Consider the following 16,819-nt stretch of genomic DNA (forward strand, 5'->3'; position numbering starts at 1 on the left):
TGTAGTAACCTTTAAACCAAAGTGCGCACAAGTGGGGACCAGATGGCGAGTAACAAGATTCTCGGAATCGACCTCGGAACGACGAACAGCGCTTTCGCGGTGATGGAAGGCGGCGATCCGGAGATTATCGTCAACGCTGAGGGCGACCGAACGACGCCCTCTGTCGTCGCGTTCACCGACGACGACGAGCGCCTCGTCGGCAAACCGGCGAAGAACCAGGCGATCCAGAACCCGGAGAAGACCATCGCGTCGATCAAGCGCCACATGGGCGAAGAGGACTACACCGTCGAGATCGAGGGCGAGGAGTACACGCCCCAGCAGATCTCGGCGATGATCCTCCAGAAGATCAAGCGCGACGCCGAGGAGTACCTCGGTGACGACGTCGAGAAGGCCGTCATCACGGTTCCGGCGTACTTCTCCGACACCCAGCGCCAGGCGACCAAGGACGCCGGCGAGATCGCCGGCTTCGACGTCGAGCGTATCATCAACGAGCCGACGGCCGCGTCGATGGCCTACGGCCTCGACGACGACTCCGATCAGACGGTGCTCGTCTACGACCTCGGTGGCGGCACCTTCGACGTCTCCATCCTCGACCTGGGTGGCGGCGTCTACGAGGTCGTCGCGACCAACGGGGACAACGACCTCGGTGGCGACGACTGGGACCACGCGATCATCGACTGGCTGGCCGAGGAGTTCGAGGACGAACACGGTATGGACCTCCGCGAGGACCGACAGGCCCTCCAGCGGCTCAAGGACGCGGCCGAGGAGGCCAAGATCGAACTCTCCTCGCGCAAGGAGACCGAGATCAACCTCCCGTTCATCACGGCCACCGACGACGGTCCGATCCACCTCGAGAAGTCCCTCACACGCGCGAAGTTCGAATCGCTCACCTCGGATCTGATCGAGCGCACGGTCGAACCGACCGAACAGGCCCTCGAGGACGCGGGCTACGAGAAAGAGGACATCGACGAGGTCATCCTCGTCGGCGGGTCGACTCGGATGCCCCAGGTCAGCGAACAGGTCGAGGAACTGATCGGTGAGGCACCCCAGAAGAACGTCAACCCCGACGAAGCCGTCGCACTGGGCGCGGCGATCCAGGGCGGCGTGCTGGGCGGCGAGGTCGACGACATCGTCCTGCTGGACGTCACCCCCCTGAGCCTGGGGATCGAGGTCAAGGGCGGCCTCTTCGAGCGCCTCATCGAGAAGAACACGACAATTCCGACCGAGGAGTCGAAGATCTTCACGACCGCGGCGGACAACCAGACGTCCGTCCAGGTTCGGGTCTTCCAGGGTGAGCGCGAACTCGCGAACAAGAACGAGATGCTCGGCGAGTTCCACCTGACCGGCATCCCGCCCGCGCCCGCGGGAACGCCACAGATCGAGGTCACCTTCTCTATCGACGAGAACGGTATCGTCAACGTGAGCGCCGAGGACAAGGGTACCGGGACCAGCGAGGAGATCACCATCGAAGGTGGTGCCGGACTGTCGGATGCCGAGATCGAACGCATGCAGCGCGAGGCCGAGGAACACGCCGAGGAGGACAAGCAGCGTCGCGACCGTATCGAGGCTCGAAACACGGCCGAGGCGACGATCCAGCGCGCCGAAACGCTCCTCGAGGAGAACGACGACGTCGACGACGATCTCCGCGAGAGCATCGAGGCCGCCGTCGACGACCTCGAGGAGACGATCGACGATTCGGATGCCGACGCCGAGGCGATCGAATCGGCGACCGAGGACCTGAGTACGGAGCTTCAGGAGATCGGCAAGCAGATCTACCAGGAGGCTGCGGCGGGTGCCGGCGGCGCTGGCGGTGCTGGTGGCGCAGGCGGTGCGGGCGCCGCTGGAGCCGGCGCGGGCATGGGCGGCGGCCCGAATCCCGGCCCCGGCGGTGCGGCTGGCGACGACGAGGGCGAAGAGTTCGTCGATGCCGACTTCGAAGACGTCGACGAAGACGAAAACTGAACGGACGAGTCTTCGTCTGCCAGCGAATCTTCGATTCGCGCTGTCGAAGAAAACGACGACGAGTAACGGGGAACAAGTCTAAATCGGTCGTCGGCAACGCGCTGATTTTCGCTGTCGAGGGCGATACGGGTAGGTACTCGTCAGCCCCACTCGCGTCCGTTACGTGCCTGGTTACGAGCCTGATCGAGAGCGGCGTCCGGGCGTCGATCCGAGGGCGGGGGCTTGACTCCAAGGACTTGGTGATTCGAGTTCGCGCCCCCGCCGTTTCGCTCTCGCGACTCTACCCTCGCTCGAGCAGTGAACGCAGAACGGTCGTTTCAAGTGTCTCAACGGTATACCAGTGGATAACGAATGAGCGAGGACTTCTACGACGTGCTCGGCGTGAGCCAGGATGCCTCTGCCGAGGAGATCAAAAAGGCGTACCGGAAGAAGGCCACGGAGTACCATCCGGACGTCAGCGACGATCCGGACGCCGAAGAGAAGTTCAAGAAGATTCAGAAGGCGAAGAAGGTGCTCACCGACGAGGAGAAGCGCCAGGCCTACGACCGGATGGGCCACGACCGATTCGAACAGGCCGAGAAACACGGGTTCGACGCCGGCGGTGGCGGCCCGGGTGGAATGGGCGGAGATCCGTTCGGCGGCATGGGCGGTATGGGTGGCATGGGCGGCGGTCTCGGCGACATCTTCGAGCAGGTCTTCGGCGGCGGTGGTCGCGGCCGCGGTCGCAACCGGCCCCGCAAGGGCCGCGACCTCCGGACGGGTCTCGAGATCGATCTCGAGCAGGCGTTCGAGGGCGTCCAAAAGCAGTTCACGGTAGAGCGCCCGGAGGCGTGTGAGACCTGCGACGGCGAGGGCCATCCTCCCGAAGCCGAGGCGTCAACGTGTCCGGAGTGTCAGGGCCGCGGCCAGGTGACCCAGGTCCAGCAGACGCCGCTCGGTCGGGTCCAGCAGACGACGACCTGTCCCCGGTGTGAGGGCGAGGGGACGCTGTACTCTGAAACCTGCGACGACTGCCGTGGGGAGGGATACGTTCGCAACGAGGCCTCGCTGTCCGTCGAGATTCCGGCGGGCATCGACGACGGCCAGACTCTTCGGATGGAGGGTGAGGGAGCCCCGAGTCCGAACGGTGGGCCACACGGCGACCTGCTGATCGACATCTCGATCGCCGACCACCCCGAGTTCGAACGCGAGGGCGACGACCTCCACTACCGGCTACCGATCTCGTTCCCGCAGGCCACCTTCGGCGACAGCGTGCAGGTGCCGACGCTCGAAGGGTCCGTCGAGTTCGAGGTACCGAAGGGAACCCAGAGCGGGGAGACGTTCCGCCTCGAGGGCAAGGGGATGCCGCGTCTACGTCGGTACGGCCAGGGAGACCTCTACGTGCGCGTGCAAGTCGTCACGCCGGAGTCGCTCAACGACGAGCAGCGGGAGGCGCTCGAGGCGTTCGCCGAGGCTGGTGGTGAGGAGATCGAGGTCAGCGAGGGGTTCTTCGAGAAGATCAAGCGGAGTTTCTAGTTTCTCATCCCTGACTTCTAGTCTCTACTTCCTGCACCCCTCGAGCCGGCTCGAAAGTGGCGGCGCTTTTGTAATCCCGATGAGTAAGTCGGGTATGGAAACGCTGGCTGCGTGTTTCGAACGCGATCGGCGGAGCGAGCGGCCGGCACTCGAGGACGCAACCGGTCGGACGTACGACGCCCACTGGCTTCGCACCTCGTCTTGGAAGGCCGGAAACTTCCTGCGCCACACGGGCGTTCGACGGGGCGTCACCGTCGGCGTCGTCGGATCGGGCCCGCTCGCGCTGCTCTCGTTTTTCGGAGCGGCGCTGCTCGAGTCCCGGACTATGTTCGATCCCCCACACGACCTGGGAGGGAGCGAGAATCTGCGAACGCTCGTCGCGCCGGTTCGCCATCTCGGGGAGTACGACCTCCCCGAGAGCGCCCAGCGTGTCGGCTACGGTTCCTCCCCGGACGATCCAGGGATCCGTCACCTCGAGAGTGGTCTCTGGAGCGAGAACCCGTCGTTTCCACCGCTCGAGATCGATCCCGAGACGCCGTTGCTCGTCGACGGCCGGCGCGAGTATAGTCATCGGACAGTACTCGAGGCGGCCCACGACGTCATCGACGAGTGGGAGCTGGAGACGGGCGACCGCGTCGCGCTACAGGCGCCCCTTTCGGATCCGCGGACGGTCGTCGGGGGTGTTGTCGCACCGTTGCTCGTGGATGCGGTCACTGTGCTCTCCGATTCGGTTTCGGATTCGGTTTCGAAGCCCCCGACCGACGACGTCTACGCGGACGTCGACTTCGTCGTTACGACCGAAGGCGAACCTTCTCACACAGCGGTTCCCGTTCTGCCGCTGTCTGCGATCCAACTCGAGTAGATGTCGTTCGTTTTCTCGGTCGTATCCTCCCTGTTCGACGTCAGCCGTCAACCGTCGGTCGGCGGGACGTACCGCTCGGCCGGCGTTCGTTCGCGACTGAACGCCGTCGCCGCGAACACGAGCGCCAGCACGCTACACGAGGCGCCGAGGACGCCCACGACTAACGCGACCGTCCCCGACCCTATCACTGCCAGGACGAGCAACGTGGGAGCGAGCGTCCCGGCGGCCAGCCCCAGAACGAGTCGAGACGCACTGCGCATCCCGAGGTTCCCCCGGAGGAACGCGAAGAGGCCGCCGTAAATCGACACCGGTCCGGCCAGCAGGACGAGACCGGCCAGCAGGAGGCGGACGGCCGGGGCGAACAGGGCGAGTCCGCCGGCGACGACGAGCACCATCGCTCCCGCCAGTCGACGTGAACGGTCGCCGCTTCCCGTCTCACCTCGAGTCACGTCCTGTCGGTCGTCGAATGCGTTCCTAATCGTTTCGATTCGTGACCCACCCAACCCTGGTCGGGAACCGACACCGAGACGCCAGACGTTCCGATGGTGAAAATTACTCTTCGTGGAGTGATAGACTATTTTCGAGAGGGGCAACAACATTCGTGTTCAGGAACTGGAACGTATGGGAAACGTCATTACCAGTGACGGTCATGAATGCGTGTATGACGCAATTGCTCCATCAGCTCCGGGGGGAGGGAGGGAGCACGCCGGGCGGTCGGTGGGGACGACGAAACCGCGAGCGGTGTAGTGTTCTCTCGCGAGGCACGCGATGATCGACCGCGCCGACCGAGGGCTGACGCCGGTGCTCGCGTTGACGATCATCATCGGCATGGTCGCCGTCGCCAGCATCGGCATCGTCCTCGTGGGAACCGGTGCCCTCACGACGTCGTCGGACCAGCTCGAGGACGAGCGCGTCGAACAGTCGTTCGTCACCCTCGGCTCGGAACTGAACACGGTCGCCGCCTCGAGCGACGACACGCGATCGGTCGCGCTCGGCCTGGCAGACGCCAACGGCCAGGTTTCTCTCGTGGATTCGGGCCACATAACGGTGACCGCGTCTGGACTCGAGGATCCTATTATCGACGAACCGACGCGAGCGATCGAGTACCGCGACGGCGAGACGGTCGTCGCCTACGAGGGTGGTGCCGTCTTCCGCGGCACGGGCCCCGAGGCGAGAGTCGTCTCCGCACCGCAGGTCGAGTACCGGCAGGATGCGCTCCGGCTCCCGATTACGCGACTCGAAGGCGTCGAGTCGGTGTCGAACGACCGGGTTCGCCTCTCGAAAGTGCGGAGCGATCGGCCGACCCGCGATATCCCGAGCGTCGCGGGTCGGTTCGTCACGGTCACGATCGAGAGCCCGTACTACGCCGGCTGGGCGGCCCACTACGAGCGACAGGTCGGTGACCAGTACGTGACGGTCGATCACGCGAACCAGACCGTCGCCGTCCTCCTCGGACAGCCCAATCCCGATGGATCGTACGACGGAGCGGTCACCGCCGTCGGGGACGTGCTCGATAACGGCGGGAATCCCTCCGTGAACGGCTCGATCTCGGCGACCGGAAACGTCAGCATCACCTGCGAGGCGCCTGCCAACTGTACGGGCGGCGAAGAAGTCGACCTGCGGCCGCTCGACGACGACATCGCGTACCTGTTCGAGACGTCGGCCGGCGACGCGCAGTCGATCGACGGGACGACCCTCGAGAACGGGACCTACTACGCAGACGAGTTGCTCCTCGAGAAAAAAGACGGCCTCGAGATCGATCTGAGCGAAGGGGACGTGACGGTCCTCGTCGACGGGAACATCGGATTGGACAACGCGAAGATCGAGGTCGTCGACGGTGCGGGGACGGATCACGTCGCGAGGGTCTACACGACCGGCGACGTAGCCATTGGGGGCGGTAGCGGCGGCGTCACCGTCGAATCCGACGATCCCCGGCGTTTCCAACTCTACGGAACCTCGGAGATGAAGTTCGCGATCGGCCAGGGGACGTTCACGGGAACCATCTACGCACCACGGGACGAGCCAGCCGAGGGGACGAACGAACTCGTCGACGAGTACCTGAACAACGCCGACTGCTCGCCCGACGCCGACTGGGCCGACGTCTGCATCGGCACGGGGAGCGTCGACTTCACGGGATCGATCATCTCGGGCCCGATGTCGATCGCCCAGAACGCGAAGTTGACGTACGATCCGTCACTCTCGAGCGTCGAACCGACGATCGCGATCCTGCCTGAGCACTTACCGCCGAAACTGGACCACCTGTCGGTCGTCGTCCACGAGGTCGCCGTCGAGAGCAAGTGACCGATCGATCGCTGGTCCGCTATTCGACGTCCGGTCAGGGACGACGCCCCGTCAACGCCTCGCTCGCGGGTGCGAACGAAATGGTCGAGCCGAGTCCCTCCTCAGTCGCCCGTTCGTACAGCATCGCCGCGGCTGCGACGGTTTCGATTCCGGTCCCGCCGCTGTCGAACACCGTGATCTCGTCGTCGCTCGTTCGGCCGGGCGCCTCGCCGGCCACGACCTCGCCCAGCTCGGCGTGAACGTGATTTTCATCTACCGCGCCGGCCTCGAGCGCCGCGAGAAACGAGCCCGCGTCGTAGGTCGCCCGGTCGCGAAGGTCGGGAACGTAGATGGCCCGTTCGATCGTCTCCACGTCGAGTTCGCGCTTTTTCGGGTGGTACTGGCCCATCGCGGTGACGTGGGTTCCGGGCTCGAGCAGCGAGCCGTCGAAGACGGGGTCGCTCGCGGTCGTCGCGGTGATTACGACGTCGGCCCCCTCGACGGCGGCGGCGCTCGAGTCGACGGCCGTGACACTCGCAGCGAGCAAATCGTCGAACTCGGCGGCGAACGCCTCGCGGTTCGATACGGTCGGCGAGAAAACGCGAACCGTCTCGAAATCGCGAACGGTCGCCGTCGTGTGGACCTGTCCGCGCGCCTGCGGGCCGGTGCCGATCACGGCGAGCGTGGTGGTGTCATGGCGAGCGAGTTCGTCGACGGCGACCGCGCCGGCAGCGCCGGTCTTGAAGGGGTTCATGTGGGCGCCGTCGAGCAGGGCGATCGGTTCGCCGCTGTCGGCGTCGAACAGCGGCGTGACGAACCAGGCGTCGCCCGAGCCGAATCCGGCGCTGTACATGTAGCCCCCCATCGCACCGGTTTCCGGGAGTACAGCGGAGTAGGTCGTCAGGAGCCCACCTGGGTCGGTGCGAAAGAGTTTGGTTCGGGGTTCGGCGGGCGCACCGGCGCCACGCTGGCGGTAGCCGTTGCGAACGGCAGTAACGTAATCGGCAGGCGAAGCGAGGCCTGCCGTCTCTTCGCTGGTGAGAAACAGGACGTCGGTCATACTCCCACGAGGAGACCGAGAGATAAAAACCGCGTGGCTGGGGTTACTCGGAGTTGACTCTGGGGCGCGTGGTTGGGGCGTCCTCGACGGTATCGACGGGACCGTTGACGAACATCGCGTGACCGATGACGCCGATTGCGACGATGGCGCTAATCGGGACCGCAGCCGTCAACGAGACGCCGACGACGGTCAGGGCAGCGGTGATGCCGAGCAGTGCGACCGGGATAAGTCCGAGAACAAGGTCATAATAGCCAGCCATAATCTATTACATTCTATGAGGAATAGGCATATAAGCGTTTCCCATAATTAGCCGATATTGAATTTGTCCCTGATTTGGATAGGGAGGAGATTATCCTCGTAACTTATCGAGTGGTTCAAATCGGCGAAAACAGCCGGGTTCGAAACCTCCTCTCAAAATCGATATTATCGAAATCGGTGCACACTCGGGCCGTGAACGGCGGATATCGAATCGTTGGCCGCTTCGACGACTGATTCGGGCCGGGTCGTCCCGCACTCGAGACGTGGATAATTGACGTGATACCAACGGGCGTGACTCTCTGACCGGAGATTACTCGAGGGAGGAATAGCGGACCGGAGACTACTCGAGCCTGCCCACATTGCGGAGTCCCACCGAAAGCCCGACGCGCCAGGTCCCGAGTACGAGTAGTCCAATGGCGGTGATGACGACGTTGAACGCCCACAGCGAATTGCCGTCGAAGAGCGGCGACGAGCGCAGGATGAGGCCGACGTTCGCCGCGCCGAGCCAGGCGACGGTCGTGACGACGGCGGCGGTCTTCATCGACGTGATCGCTCGTCGAGCGAACGCGCCGGCCAGGAGGGCGACGACCGTCCAGCCGACGAGAAACGGCAAGGCGGTCTCGAGGGCGGCTCCCGGTTCGCTCGCGATCGGCAGACCGTGCTGGCGTCGGCCGATCATCATGATCGCCGTGATGAGGGTGAGGTCGACCGCCCCGACTAGCGCGATAGCTCGCTGTCCAGGGCGATCGGTATCGAATACGGTAGGTAGCGCACCCATGTTTATCGGTCCGGGCGGAACCCGTATTGGTGTCACGGTTTCTGGTTCTAGCACTGGTATCGCTGGGTTCGCTCGGTAACGCCCGTCGCTCTCGACCCGTCCGTCGTGCGTTTCAGGAGATGACTACAATAATATAGTTCGAATACAAACGATGTGACAGATGGCCGTGGTCGACCAACGCCGTGAGCGGTGTGACGGGTGCGGACGGGCTGTCGCGCTCGAGAACCTGACCACCGTGACGATGCCGGACGGAGAACGGCTGGCGTGCTGCCCGACGTGTGCGCCCCACGCCCGCGAGGCCGCCTGCAAACTCGAGTCGATCGACCGACCGCGCGGGACGTGCGATGGCTGCCACTCGAGCGTTCCGCGAAACGACCTCGAGGACGTCGTGTTGCCCGATGGAGCGGTGATAACGTGTTGTCCCGACTGCCTCGAGGAGGTTCCCGGCCATGGGGATGCGGGAACCTCGGCATCGGATGGGCTAGACGACGGTACCGGAGCGTCCGTCGACGAGGCGGCGGAAACGACCGAGCTCGCGACCCGTCGAACGCTCTGTAGCCAGTGTCACGAGTACGTCGACGAAGAGCTCTATCACGTGACGACGATCGACGGCCGAACCGAGGAGATGTGTCCGGACTGCAAGGCGCTGGCCGAGGAGAAAGGAGTCGTCAGCAGCGTCGAGATGCGCGAGTCGGAGGCGCGGGAGATCCTTCGCGTCGGCGACGACGCGACGAGCCAGGAGCTTCGCGAGGCATTCCTGACCCAGATCAAACACGCCCACCCGGACAAGAAGAGCGGCAGCGAGTCGGCGTTCAAACTCGTCAAAGAGGCTTACGACCGGCTGAAGTGACGTCACACTGTGCGTTCGAGCCCGTCCACGCGCCTGACGAACCCGATCGTCGCCGGATCGAAGGTGTAGGCCGCGTCGCAGACTTCGCAGTCAGCCTCGAGAAACTGGCCGTGTTCCGAGAGTTTCCAGAGTTTCGTCTGTCCCTGCGTGATGTCCAGCGTGACCGGGTGGCCGCAGTCCGGAACCGTACACGGGAACCGGACGTACCAGTTGGGGACCGACAGTGCTCCGAGCGGGGAGAGTTCGCTCCGAAGCCGGCAGAGCAGGTTGAAGATCGTGAACGAGAGGTTCTCCCGATCGATGGCGACTCCTTCGACGTCGGCGATGAACCCGCCGCGGAACGCCTCGTCGTCGTATAGCGGCAGTACCGGAATGCCCTTCGCGAGCGCGTACCCGACCTCCTGGTTGACCCAGGGGCTGGTTGCCGAGACCTCGGTGAGTACGGCAACGACGACGTCGCTGTTGGCGAGTCGACCCTCGAGTCGCTTGCGCGTTCGACCGGATTCGATCTCCTCGAGGGCGATGTGGACGCCGAACGGGAAGTTCTTGACCGTCGAGAACAGCTCCTGCACGAGGTCGAGGTCGGCGGGTGCGTGGGAGACGAATACCTGCTCTCCGGTCATCGGTAGCTCTACGGACCCGAAGACAGTAATCCGTAATGAATCTAACTACTTCTTAGCCCCTGCGTGTGTAATAGTATCGAGAACGAGGTCCGAAAATTCGAGTTCGGAGAGTTCGTCCCCCAGCTGATCGAACCACTCGTGTTCGACTCGCCACGTCCCGCGCCGGTCCCCGTCGGTGGACCGAGAGATTGCCTCGAGCGTTCCCGGCTCCCACTCACGTTCCTCCGCGACGGACAAGACGATTCGCACGACAGTGCTGACCTCGTGGGAAGTCACGCCCGGTACGTCGTGCACCATCTCGTACTCGAGTCGCGTTCGGTCGTCGGTTCGCTCGAGCGACGTGACGTAGACGCCCTGGCTCATCAGGCGGTTCTCGAGGGTGACCTCAAGTAGGTGTGCGGTCGACGTGTCATCGGCGCTCGGGCGGGGCTCGTCGTCGCTCATCGGTACTGATTCGAGTTCGCTGGCGACGGACAAAAAGCGTCCGGCTCACCGACCTGCTCTCGCGTCATCCTCGTCTCCGTCCCCGTTCCGTCTTTGGTCCGGTCCCACTCACAGCGGCTCGACCAGGTCCGCGAGCGCCGCCGCTGGATCGTCGGCCTTGGCGACCCCGCTTGCGAGCAAGACGCCGCTCGAGCCGAGGTCGCTGGCGGCGACGACGTCGTCGCCGGTGCTAATCCCCGCGCCACAGAGCACGGTGACGTCCTCGTCGACTCGTGCGGCGGCGTCGACGGCGTCCTCCACGACGTCCGGATCGGCCTGGCTGACCGGCGTCCCGGTGCCGATCAGTTCCGGTGGTTCGACCGCGACGGCGTCGGGGCCGAGCGCCGCGGCCGCCCCGATCTGGGCCGGGTTGTTCGCACAGACGACCGTCTCGAGGCCCGCGCGTTCGGCCGCCCGGATCGCACCGTCGACGTCCGCGAGCTTCAGGCGGCGCTCGGAGTGATTGATCAACGTGCCCGCCGCGCCAGCGTCCGCGACCGCCTCTGCGAGCGTGTGCCCAGTGTTGCTCCCGTAGTCAATGGGGTCAACGTGCTGGGCCCAGGTCTCGACGCCCGTCTGGGCGACTCTCTCGAGATGGGTCGCCTGCGGGGCGACGGCGATGCGAGCGTCGGTCGTCTCGTCGACGTCGCGCGCGGCTTCGGCGACGGCGACGGGGTCACACGGATACGTCTTGAGGTTGATTAGAACGAACATGCTCGAGAGGAGACCCTCGCGACCAAAATAGTTACCGAGTGTTCGCTGTCTCGAGGTCCGTCTCGGGCTCGCCGGGCACCGAAGGATCGTACCGGTGGCAGGCGACTGGTCGCCCGTCAGCACGGATCTCGAGCGTCGGCGACTCGCGCTCACAGACGGTTTCGGTCGGCGCCGCGAGGTGGGCTCGAGCCGTTTCGAGGTCACCGTCGTCGATGGATTCGACGGCCGCCGTGAGCGCCGCCTCGAGGTCCGGATCCGCGAGTTCCGTGGGCAGGTCGAACGCGGATCGAACGGCGCCGTCGGTGGTGGCGATAGACCCAGTAGCCGCGTGATCGGCGCCCTCGGGCCCGCGTCCGGCACCGGCGACGGCGGCACCCACGTCGTCTGCGGTCGTCCACTCGTTCTCGAGGTGAAAGCGAAACCGCACGAGTCCTCGCCACTGGTCGCGAGGGATGGTCGCGTCGGCAGGCGGGATGATCGCCGGACACCGGGGGTGGAACCGACAGCCGGATGGCGGGTCCGACGCGTCGGGGAGGTCGTCGGTCAGGGGTTCGACGCCGACGTGGCGCGCGTTCGGATCGAGGCTGGGAATCGACGACATGAGCAGTTGCGTGTACGGGTGGCGAGGTGTCTCGAAGACGTCGTCGACCGCCCCGGACTCGACGATTTCGCCGAGGTACATCACCGCCGCCCGATCGCAGAACCGGCGCACGAGATCGACGTCGTGACTGATGAAGACGATCGCGACGTCGAACTCCCGCTGTAGACGTCCCAGCAACTCGAGGACGTCGGCCTTGGTTCGGCCGTCGAGCGCGCTCACCGGTTCGTCGGCGACGATCAGATCCGGGTTCAACACCAGTGCGCGGGCGATGGCGATGCGCTGTTTCTCGCCGCCGGAGAACTCGTGTGGGTACTGGTCTGCCGACGCGGCGGAGAGTCCGACGCGTTCGAGGGTGTCCTCGACGACGTGTCGACGCCGCTGGGAACCGTGCAAGCCGTGGATGCGGAGGGGCTCTTCGACGGACTCACCGATCGTTCGACGGGGGTTGAGCGCCGAGTCCGGATCCTGGAGCACGAGTTGTGTGCGTCGGCGAAAGCGGCGCAGCTCGTCGTCGTCGTACGCGCGAACGTCGTCGCCGTCGAATCGGACCTCGCCGCCGGTCGGCTCCTCGAGGCGGAGTACCGACAGCGCGGTCGTGGATTTCCCGCAGCCGGATTCGCCGACGAGCCCGAACGCCTCGCCGGGCTGGACGTCGAAACTCACGCCGTCGACGGCTCGAACGGTCCCGACCTCGCGCCGAAGGAGCCCCTCCGTGATCGGATAGTGCTTCTCGAGGTTCCTGACCGAAAGCAATGGATCGGCCTCAGTCATCCTCGGTCACCCCTTCCCCGCTAGCGCCGAGATCGGGAGCAGTGTCGAGGACCGTTCTCGCATCTTGTCGGTTGCCGTGGTAGATGCACGCCGCACGGTGGTCTTCGACGCCGGCGACCGGTTCGAACGGCGGTTCGTCGGCGCGACACGCCTCGACTGCGTGTGGGCACTCTCGACGGAAGCGACACCCCTCCCGCGGGATCGGCTCGTTGTGCCCGACGGTTGTGGTATGGTCATCCGGCCCCTCCGTCCCACCGTGCCCCACGAAACTCCGGAACAACGACTGCGTGTAGGGGTGTCCCGGTCGCTCGAGGACGGCCTCGACCGGCCCGCGCTCGACGGCGGTCCCGGCGTACATGACGACGACGCGGTCGGCCAGCGAGGCCACGACCCTGAGGTCGTGGGTAACGAGCAACAGCGTCAGGTCTCGCTCTCGTCGGAGATCGTCGATCAGGTCGATGATTCGGGACTGAATCGTGACGTCCAGTGCGGACGTCGGCTCGTCGGCGATGAGCAGGTCGGGCTCGGCGGCCAGGGCGATGGCGATCAGGACGCGCTGGCGCATGCCGTCGGAGAACTCGTGGGGATACGCGTCGAGTCGCTCCGCCGGTCGCGAGAGGCCGACGGTCTGTAGGAGGTCGATCGCTCGCCCCCGCGCGTATTCGTCGCCGACGTCCCGGTGGAACGTGATCGCCTCGACGAGCTGATCGCCGACGGTGTACACTGGATCCAGCGCGTTCTGGGCGTTCTGAAAGAGGTAGGCGATCCGGTTGCCGCGAATCGATCGAAGCCGTCTCTCACCGGCCGAGAGCAACTCCTCGCCCTCGAACGTCACCGATCCGGAGACGTCGACCTGCGGACTCGAGACCAGGCCGGTGATCGAATCGCAGGTCAGCGTTTTCCCGCTCCCGCTCTCGCCGACGAGACAGACGGTTTCGCCGGGCTGGACGTCGAAGCTCACGCCGTCGACGGCCCGAACGGTGCCATCGGCGGTCGCGATGTGGGCGTGCAGGTCGTCGACGGAGAGCAGTGGATCCGCGTCAGTCATGGGTCCCCCGTGGATCGAGCGCGTCTCGCAGTCCGTCGCCGGCCACCTTGAACGACGCGACGGTCAGTCCCAGGGCGATGGCGGGAAGCGTCGAGACCCACCACGCGTCGAGCGGAGATGCCCTGAACAGCCCCTCACCCATCGTCATACCCCACGATTGGAACGTGGCGTGGAACCCGAGGAACGCGAGCGCGGCCTCGGTCAGGACGAGCACGGCCATCAGGTGAAACGCCGCCGGGATCACGCTGTTGGTGACGTTCGGCAGGACGTGTCGACGCAGGACGTACGGCCTCGAGGCGCCGAGCACCCGTGCGGCGAGAACGTACCCTTCCTCCCGTCGTTGCAGCGTCTCGCTCCGGACGATTCGAGTGATTCCGCCCCACGAGAGCAGGCCGAACGCAGCGAGCAGGACGAAAAACGAGTTCCCGATGAACAGGTACGCGATCATGTAGATGACGATCGCCGGAATACTGAGCTGGACGTCGACGTAGCTCATCAGGAGGTCGTCGACGCGGCCCCCGTAGTACCCCGCGACGAGACCGACGATCGTTGCAAGCGGAACGATGACGCCGACCGTGACGAACACGGCGTAGGCTACGGGTCGAGCGCCGACCACGAGGAGGTCGACCATCTCGTACCCCCAGCGGTCGGTTCCGAGCACGTACTCCCAGGTCCCGTGACACTGCTGGTCGTAGACCGAGTCACCGGTAACCGGGCCTACGCAGTCCTGTCCCGTTTCCAGGTAAGAACCGCTGAAGCCGACCGGTGGCTGAAGTTTGTCGGTTCCGGGCGTCCCCGACTCGAGCGTCAACCGGGGCTGGAGCCCCGTGATCATCGCGTAGAACGCCGTGAGGACGACGGTGCCGAGAACCAGGAGGCTGGCAACGGTCGCCCACCGTTGCCGAAGCCGAGCGAGGAGTCGGCGGCCGCGCGACGGATCGAGGACCATCGGAACGGCGCCGTACGCGACGATCACGGCCAGCGCGAGCAACAGCAACCAGTCCTCGGTGCCGACGTGCCATCGAGCGACAAGAAAGATGCTGCCCTTCCAGCGGTAGTAGAGGTACACCAGCCCAATCACGATCACGCCGATCACGAGCGCGATCCGCTCGGGCGAAAGACGGTGCGACGAGGAGTCGACCCGTTCCCAGTCGATCTGCTCGAGCGCTGCGACGTCCGCCCGCCCCGGTGGCTCGTCGCTGGAGGGTTCGTTCGATCCCGATTCCATCATTGCGAGTCGTGCGGGAACCTGTTGCCTCTCCGAATAAGTGTTTCTGTTCCGTCACGACCGCAACACTCATATTTCCCTGGCTGGCACGTGTGCAGTACTCGTGATTCGCGACTCCATCATCACGTCTGGTCCACTCGCAGGTGACCGCCAGTGAGAGTGGTGCGAATTCTGGCTCAGCGTCTCGCACTGGGGGCGATCGCCGCCTGGGCCGTGCTCACGGTGATGTTCGCGCTGTTCGCCGCGACCGAAGACTGGGTGCTCGACAGACGGCTCGCGCTCGCAGCCTACGGCGGTGCTGACCCCGACGAACTCGAGTCTATTCGCCAGTCGTACCTCGCCGATCGAGGGCTCGATCGACCGCTCATCGAGCAGTACGTCGACTGGATGGGAAACATGATCACACTGGAGTGGGGAAACTCCTTCCGGAGCGGAGAGGCCGTGTTTCCGCTGGTCCGTGAGGCTACCCTCGAGACGGCGCTGTACGTCGTCCCGGCGATCGTGCTGGCGACGACCCTCGGTCTGGCAGTCGGCGCCTACGCCGCCATGAACGTGCGTTCGATTCACGGCAACGGAGCCACGGGGATGGTGTACCTGCTGTTTGCGATCCCGAACTTCTGGGCCGGCTTCCTGATCCTGAGCGCATCCGCGACTGCCAGTGCCGCCTTCAGGTGGAGGAGCGAGTTCAACTACATCACGGTGACCGAGTTGCCGTTTCTCTACGGACGCGTGCTTCCGGTCGTCCTGGTTACGACGACCTTGCTCGCTGCCATCGTCAGCTACGCTCGAGCGTACGCTCGCCAGTACTACACCGCGGACCTCACCAAACTCGTTCGCGCGAAAGGGGGTGGACGGCTCGACGTCGCCAGACACGTGTTGCGAAACGCGGCGATACCGTTGCTCTCGCTCGTGTTCGCTGAGACGCTCGCGTTGCTCGCGATTTCGGTGATCATCATCGAAGCGGTCTTCGGCATCGGCGGAATCGGCTCGCTCTTCTACAACGCCGTCTGGACGCGCGACCTCCCCGTCGTGATGGGCGTGACGGTCGTCGTCGTCGCTTTCGGCGTCGTCGGCAACGTCGTTCAGGATCTGGCGTACTCGTTGCTCGATCCTCGAGTGGACACCGGGTCGCGGTGAACAGCACCTGGATCGGGAAAAACCCTGGTCGCCGCTCGATCAATCCTTTCGCTTGACGACGTCCCCGAGCGTGTAACTCCCGCTCGAGGAACCACCCTCCCAGTCGCTGTCCTCGTTCGACCCGGATCCGCCGGTGAGGCTGATCTCGAGGAATCGCTCGAGTTTGCTCTGAACCCGGTCGCTTGGCAGGGTATCCCCGCGCTCGAGTTTGCGGATCAGACTCGCTTTCTCGTTGAGTTCGTTCGCGAGGTCGGACTGGCTGAGGTCCTTCTTCTCTCTCGCCTGCCGGATGCGGTCGTCGTAGTCGGTGACGATCTCGTCCATCTCGTCGAACATGTCTCGGCGACGCGAGCCACCGGACCCCGAGGAACGACCGCCGCTCGAGGACGTGTTGCTGGATCCTGACCCGGATCCCGATCCCGAACCCGAGCCAGTCGAGTACTTCGTCGACGTGCTCGACGAAGAGGCGGTCTTCACCTCGGTGCCGAAGTCGGTACAGTTCGAACACACGTCCAGCTTCGCGCCTTCGACTTTGATGGTCTTCGGGGACGACGTCTCGGCGCCACACATCTCGCACTGAACCATGGTCGGGTCTAACGCACCACGCGTGATAAAGGGTACGGCGCCAGCGATCCGGACGGGTCGTATC

The 16,819-nt window shown here is 65.0% G+C and carries 17 protein-coding genes; 6 read left to right on the forward strand and 11 right to left on the reverse strand.

Features of this window, described 5'->3' with window-relative positions; genetic code table 11:
• Positions 1-42 precede the first annotated feature (42 nt).
• The 3 genes from dnaK to ACFQO4_RS16015 all read left to right on the forward strand — a co-directional run bounded on the left by dnaK (position 43) and on the right by ACFQO4_RS16015 (position 4,339).
• Positions 43-1,962, forward strand: coding sequence for a molecular chaperone DnaK (gene dnaK / locus ACFQO4_RS16005; RefSeq protein WP_500261873.1), 1,920 nt, complete (start codon positions 43-45; stop codon positions 1,960-1,962).
• Positions 1,963-2,313: 351 nt separating this feature from the next.
• Positions 2,314-3,477, forward strand: a complete 1,164-nt coding sequence (gene dnaJ / locus ACFQO4_RS16010; RefSeq protein ID WP_500261874.1) for a molecular chaperone DnaJ — start codon at positions 2,314-2,316, stop codon at positions 3,475-3,477.
• A 94-nt stretch (positions 3,478-3,571) separates the two neighbouring features.
• Positions 3,572-4,339: a hypothetical protein gene (locus tag ACFQO4_RS16015; protein ID WP_500261875.1), complete on the forward strand. Its 768-nt coding sequence runs from the start codon at positions 3,572-3,574 to the stop codon at positions 4,337-4,339.
• A gap of 47 nt (positions 4,340-4,386) precedes the next feature.
• Here the strand turns inward: ACFQO4_RS16015 and ACFQO4_RS16020 are convergent, their stop codons facing one another.
• On the reverse strand, positions 4,387-4,788 hold the full coding sequence (locus tag ACFQO4_RS16020) for a hypothetical protein (protein ID WP_500261876.1): 402 nt from the start codon (positions 4,786-4,788) through the stop codon (positions 4,387-4,389).
• A 319-nt stretch (positions 4,789-5,107) separates the two neighbouring features.
• On the opposite strand from ACFQO4_RS16020, the gene ACFQO4_RS16025 reads away from it, so the two are divergent.
• Positions 5,108-6,640: a DUF7289 family protein gene (locus ACFQO4_RS16025; RefSeq protein WP_500261877.1), complete on the forward strand. Its 1,533-nt coding sequence runs from the start codon at positions 5,108-5,110 to the stop codon at positions 6,638-6,640.
• A 34-nt stretch (positions 6,641-6,674) separates the two neighbouring features.
• Here the strand turns inward: ACFQO4_RS16025 and ACFQO4_RS16030 are convergent, their stop codons facing one another.
• The 3 genes from ACFQO4_RS16030 to ACFQO4_RS16040 all read right to left on the reverse strand — a co-directional run bounded on the left by ACFQO4_RS16030 (position 6,675) and on the right by ACFQO4_RS16040 (position 8,715).
• Positions 6,675-7,679 (reverse strand): ornithine cyclodeaminase family protein, encoded by a 1,005-nt coding sequence (locus ACFQO4_RS16030; protein ID WP_500261878.1) that lies wholly within the window; start codon positions 7,677-7,679, stop codon positions 6,675-6,677.
• 43 nt (positions 7,680-7,722) lie between these two features.
• Positions 7,723-7,938, reverse strand: coding sequence for a DUF8015 family protein (locus ACFQO4_RS16035; RefSeq protein WP_500261879.1), 216 nt, complete (start codon positions 7,936-7,938; stop codon positions 7,723-7,725).
• Positions 7,939-8,277: 339 nt separating this feature from the next.
• Positions 8,278-8,715 (reverse strand): DUF3054 domain-containing protein, encoded by a 438-nt coding sequence (locus ACFQO4_RS16040; RefSeq protein ID WP_500261880.1) that lies wholly within the window; start codon positions 8,713-8,715, stop codon positions 8,278-8,280.
• A 160-nt stretch (positions 8,716-8,875) separates the two neighbouring features.
• On the opposite strand from ACFQO4_RS16040, the gene ACFQO4_RS16045 reads away from it, so the two are divergent.
• Entirely contained in the window at positions 8,876-9,565 is a 690-nt protein-coding gene (locus ACFQO4_RS16045; RefSeq protein ID WP_500261881.1) for a J domain-containing protein, read from the forward strand.
• A 2-nt stretch (positions 9,566-9,567) separates the two neighbouring features.
• On the opposite strand, the gene ACFQO4_RS16050 is transcribed toward ACFQO4_RS16045, so the two are convergent.
• The 6 genes from ACFQO4_RS16050 to ACFQO4_RS16075 form a co-directional block, all read right to left on the reverse strand.
• Entirely contained in the window at positions 9,568-10,188 is a 621-nt protein-coding gene (locus tag ACFQO4_RS16050) for a toll/interleukin-1 receptor domain-containing protein (protein WP_500261882.1), read from the reverse strand.
• A gap of 45 nt (positions 10,189-10,233) precedes the next feature.
• Complete coding sequence (locus ACFQO4_RS16055) at positions 10,234-10,632, reverse strand: DUF8159 domain-containing protein (protein ID WP_500261883.1); 399 nt, start codon at positions 10,630-10,632, stop codon at positions 10,234-10,236.
• Positions 10,633-10,740: 108 nt separating this feature from the next.
• A complete protein-coding gene (gene tpiA / locus ACFQO4_RS16060) occupies positions 10,741-11,385 on the reverse strand; it encodes a triose-phosphate isomerase (RefSeq protein ID WP_500261884.1) in 645 nt (214 codons plus the stop codon).
• 31 nt (positions 11,386-11,416) lie between these two features.
• Positions 11,417-12,757 (reverse strand): ABC transporter ATP-binding protein, encoded by a 1,341-nt coding sequence (locus ACFQO4_RS16065; RefSeq protein ID WP_500261885.1) that lies wholly within the window; start codon positions 12,755-12,757, stop codon positions 11,417-11,419.
• Positions 12,750-13,805: an ABC transporter ATP-binding protein gene (locus ACFQO4_RS16070; protein ID WP_500261886.1), complete on the reverse strand. Its 1,056-nt coding sequence runs from the start codon at positions 13,803-13,805 to the stop codon at positions 12,750-12,752. Before ACFQO4_RS16070 ends, ACFQO4_RS16065 begins: the two co-directional genes overlap by 8 nt.
• Entirely contained in the window at positions 13,798-15,033 is a 1,236-nt protein-coding gene (locus tag ACFQO4_RS16075) for an ABC transporter permease (RefSeq protein ID WP_500261887.1), read from the reverse strand. The genes ACFQO4_RS16070 and ACFQO4_RS16075 overlap by 8 nt, the downstream gene beginning before the upstream one ends.
• A gap of 153 nt (positions 15,034-15,186) precedes the next feature.
• Here ACFQO4_RS16075 and ACFQO4_RS16080 point away from each other — a divergent pair, with 153 nt between their 5' ends.
• Positions 15,187-16,170, forward strand: coding sequence for an ABC transporter permease (locus ACFQO4_RS16080; protein WP_500261888.1), 984 nt, complete (start codon positions 15,187-15,189; stop codon positions 16,168-16,170).
• A gap of 39 nt (positions 16,171-16,209) precedes the next feature.
• Here the strand turns inward: ACFQO4_RS16080 and ACFQO4_RS16085 are convergent, their stop codons facing one another.
• Positions 16,210-16,755 (reverse strand): multiprotein bridging factor aMBF1, encoded by a 546-nt coding sequence (locus ACFQO4_RS16085; RefSeq protein WP_500261889.1) that lies wholly within the window; start codon positions 16,753-16,755, stop codon positions 16,210-16,212.
• Between the last annotated feature and the right edge of the window lie 64 nt (positions 16,756-16,819).

This window comes from Saliphagus sp. GCM10025334, assembly GCF_042663485.1.
Lineage (GTDB): Archaea > Halobacteriota > Halobacteria > Halobacteriales > Natrialbaceae > Natronosalvus.

Excerpts from the sequence above, each read along its gene's own strand:
- ACFQO4_RS16035 (WP_500261879.1), bottom strand. The coding sequence starts at position 7,938 with ATGGCTGGCTATTATGACCTTGTTCTCGGACTTATCCCGGTCGCACTG.
- ACFQO4_RS16015 (WP_500261875.1), top strand. The coding sequence starts at position 3,572 with ATGGAAACGCTGGCTGCGTGTTTCGAACGCGATCGGCGGAGCGAGCGG.
- ACFQO4_RS16075 (WP_500261887.1), bottom strand. The coding sequence starts at position 15,033 with ATGGAATCGGGATCGAACGAACCCTCCAGCGACGAGCCACCGGGGCGG.
- ACFQO4_RS16050 (WP_500261882.1), bottom strand. The coding sequence starts at position 10,188 with ATGACCGGAGAGCAGGTATTCGTCTCCCACGCACCCGCCGACCTCGAC.
- dnaJ (WP_500261874.1), top strand. The coding sequence starts at position 2,314 with ATGAGCGAGGACTTCTACGACGTGCTCGGCGTGAGCCAGGATGCCTCT.
- ACFQO4_RS16065 (WP_500261885.1), bottom strand. The coding sequence starts at position 12,757 with ATGACTGAGGCCGATCCATTGCTTTCGGTCAGGAACCTCGAGAAGCAC.
- ACFQO4_RS16040 (WP_500261880.1), bottom strand. The coding sequence starts at position 8,715 with ATGGGTGCGCTACCTACCGTATTCGATACCGATCGCCCTGGACAGCGA.
- dnaK (WP_500261873.1), top strand. The coding sequence starts at position 43 with ATGGCGAGTAACAAGATTCTCGGAATCGACCTCGGAACGACGAACAGC.
- ACFQO4_RS16085 (WP_500261889.1), bottom strand. The coding sequence starts at position 16,755 with ATGGTTCAGTGCGAGATGTGTGGCGCCGAGACGTCGTCCCCGAAGACC.
- ACFQO4_RS16045 (WP_500261881.1), top strand. The coding sequence starts at position 8,876 with ATGGCCGTGGTCGACCAACGCCGTGAGCGGTGTGACGGGTGCGGACGG.
- ACFQO4_RS16055 (WP_500261883.1), bottom strand. The coding sequence starts at position 10,632 with ATGAGCGACGACGAGCCCCGCCCGAGCGCCGATGACACGTCGACCGCA.
- ACFQO4_RS16025 (WP_500261877.1), top strand. The coding sequence starts at position 5,108 with ATGATCGACCGCGCCGACCGAGGGCTGACGCCGGTGCTCGCGTTGACG.
- tpiA (WP_500261884.1), bottom strand. The coding sequence starts at position 11,385 with ATGTTCGTTCTAATCAACCTCAAGACGTATCCGTGTGACCCCGTCGCC.
- ACFQO4_RS16070 (WP_500261886.1), bottom strand. The coding sequence starts at position 13,805 with ATGACTGACGCGGATCCACTGCTCTCCGTCGACGACCTGCACGCCCAC.
- ACFQO4_RS16030 (WP_500261878.1), bottom strand. The coding sequence starts at position 7,679 with ATGACCGACGTCCTGTTTCTCACCAGCGAAGAGACGGCAGGCCTCGCT.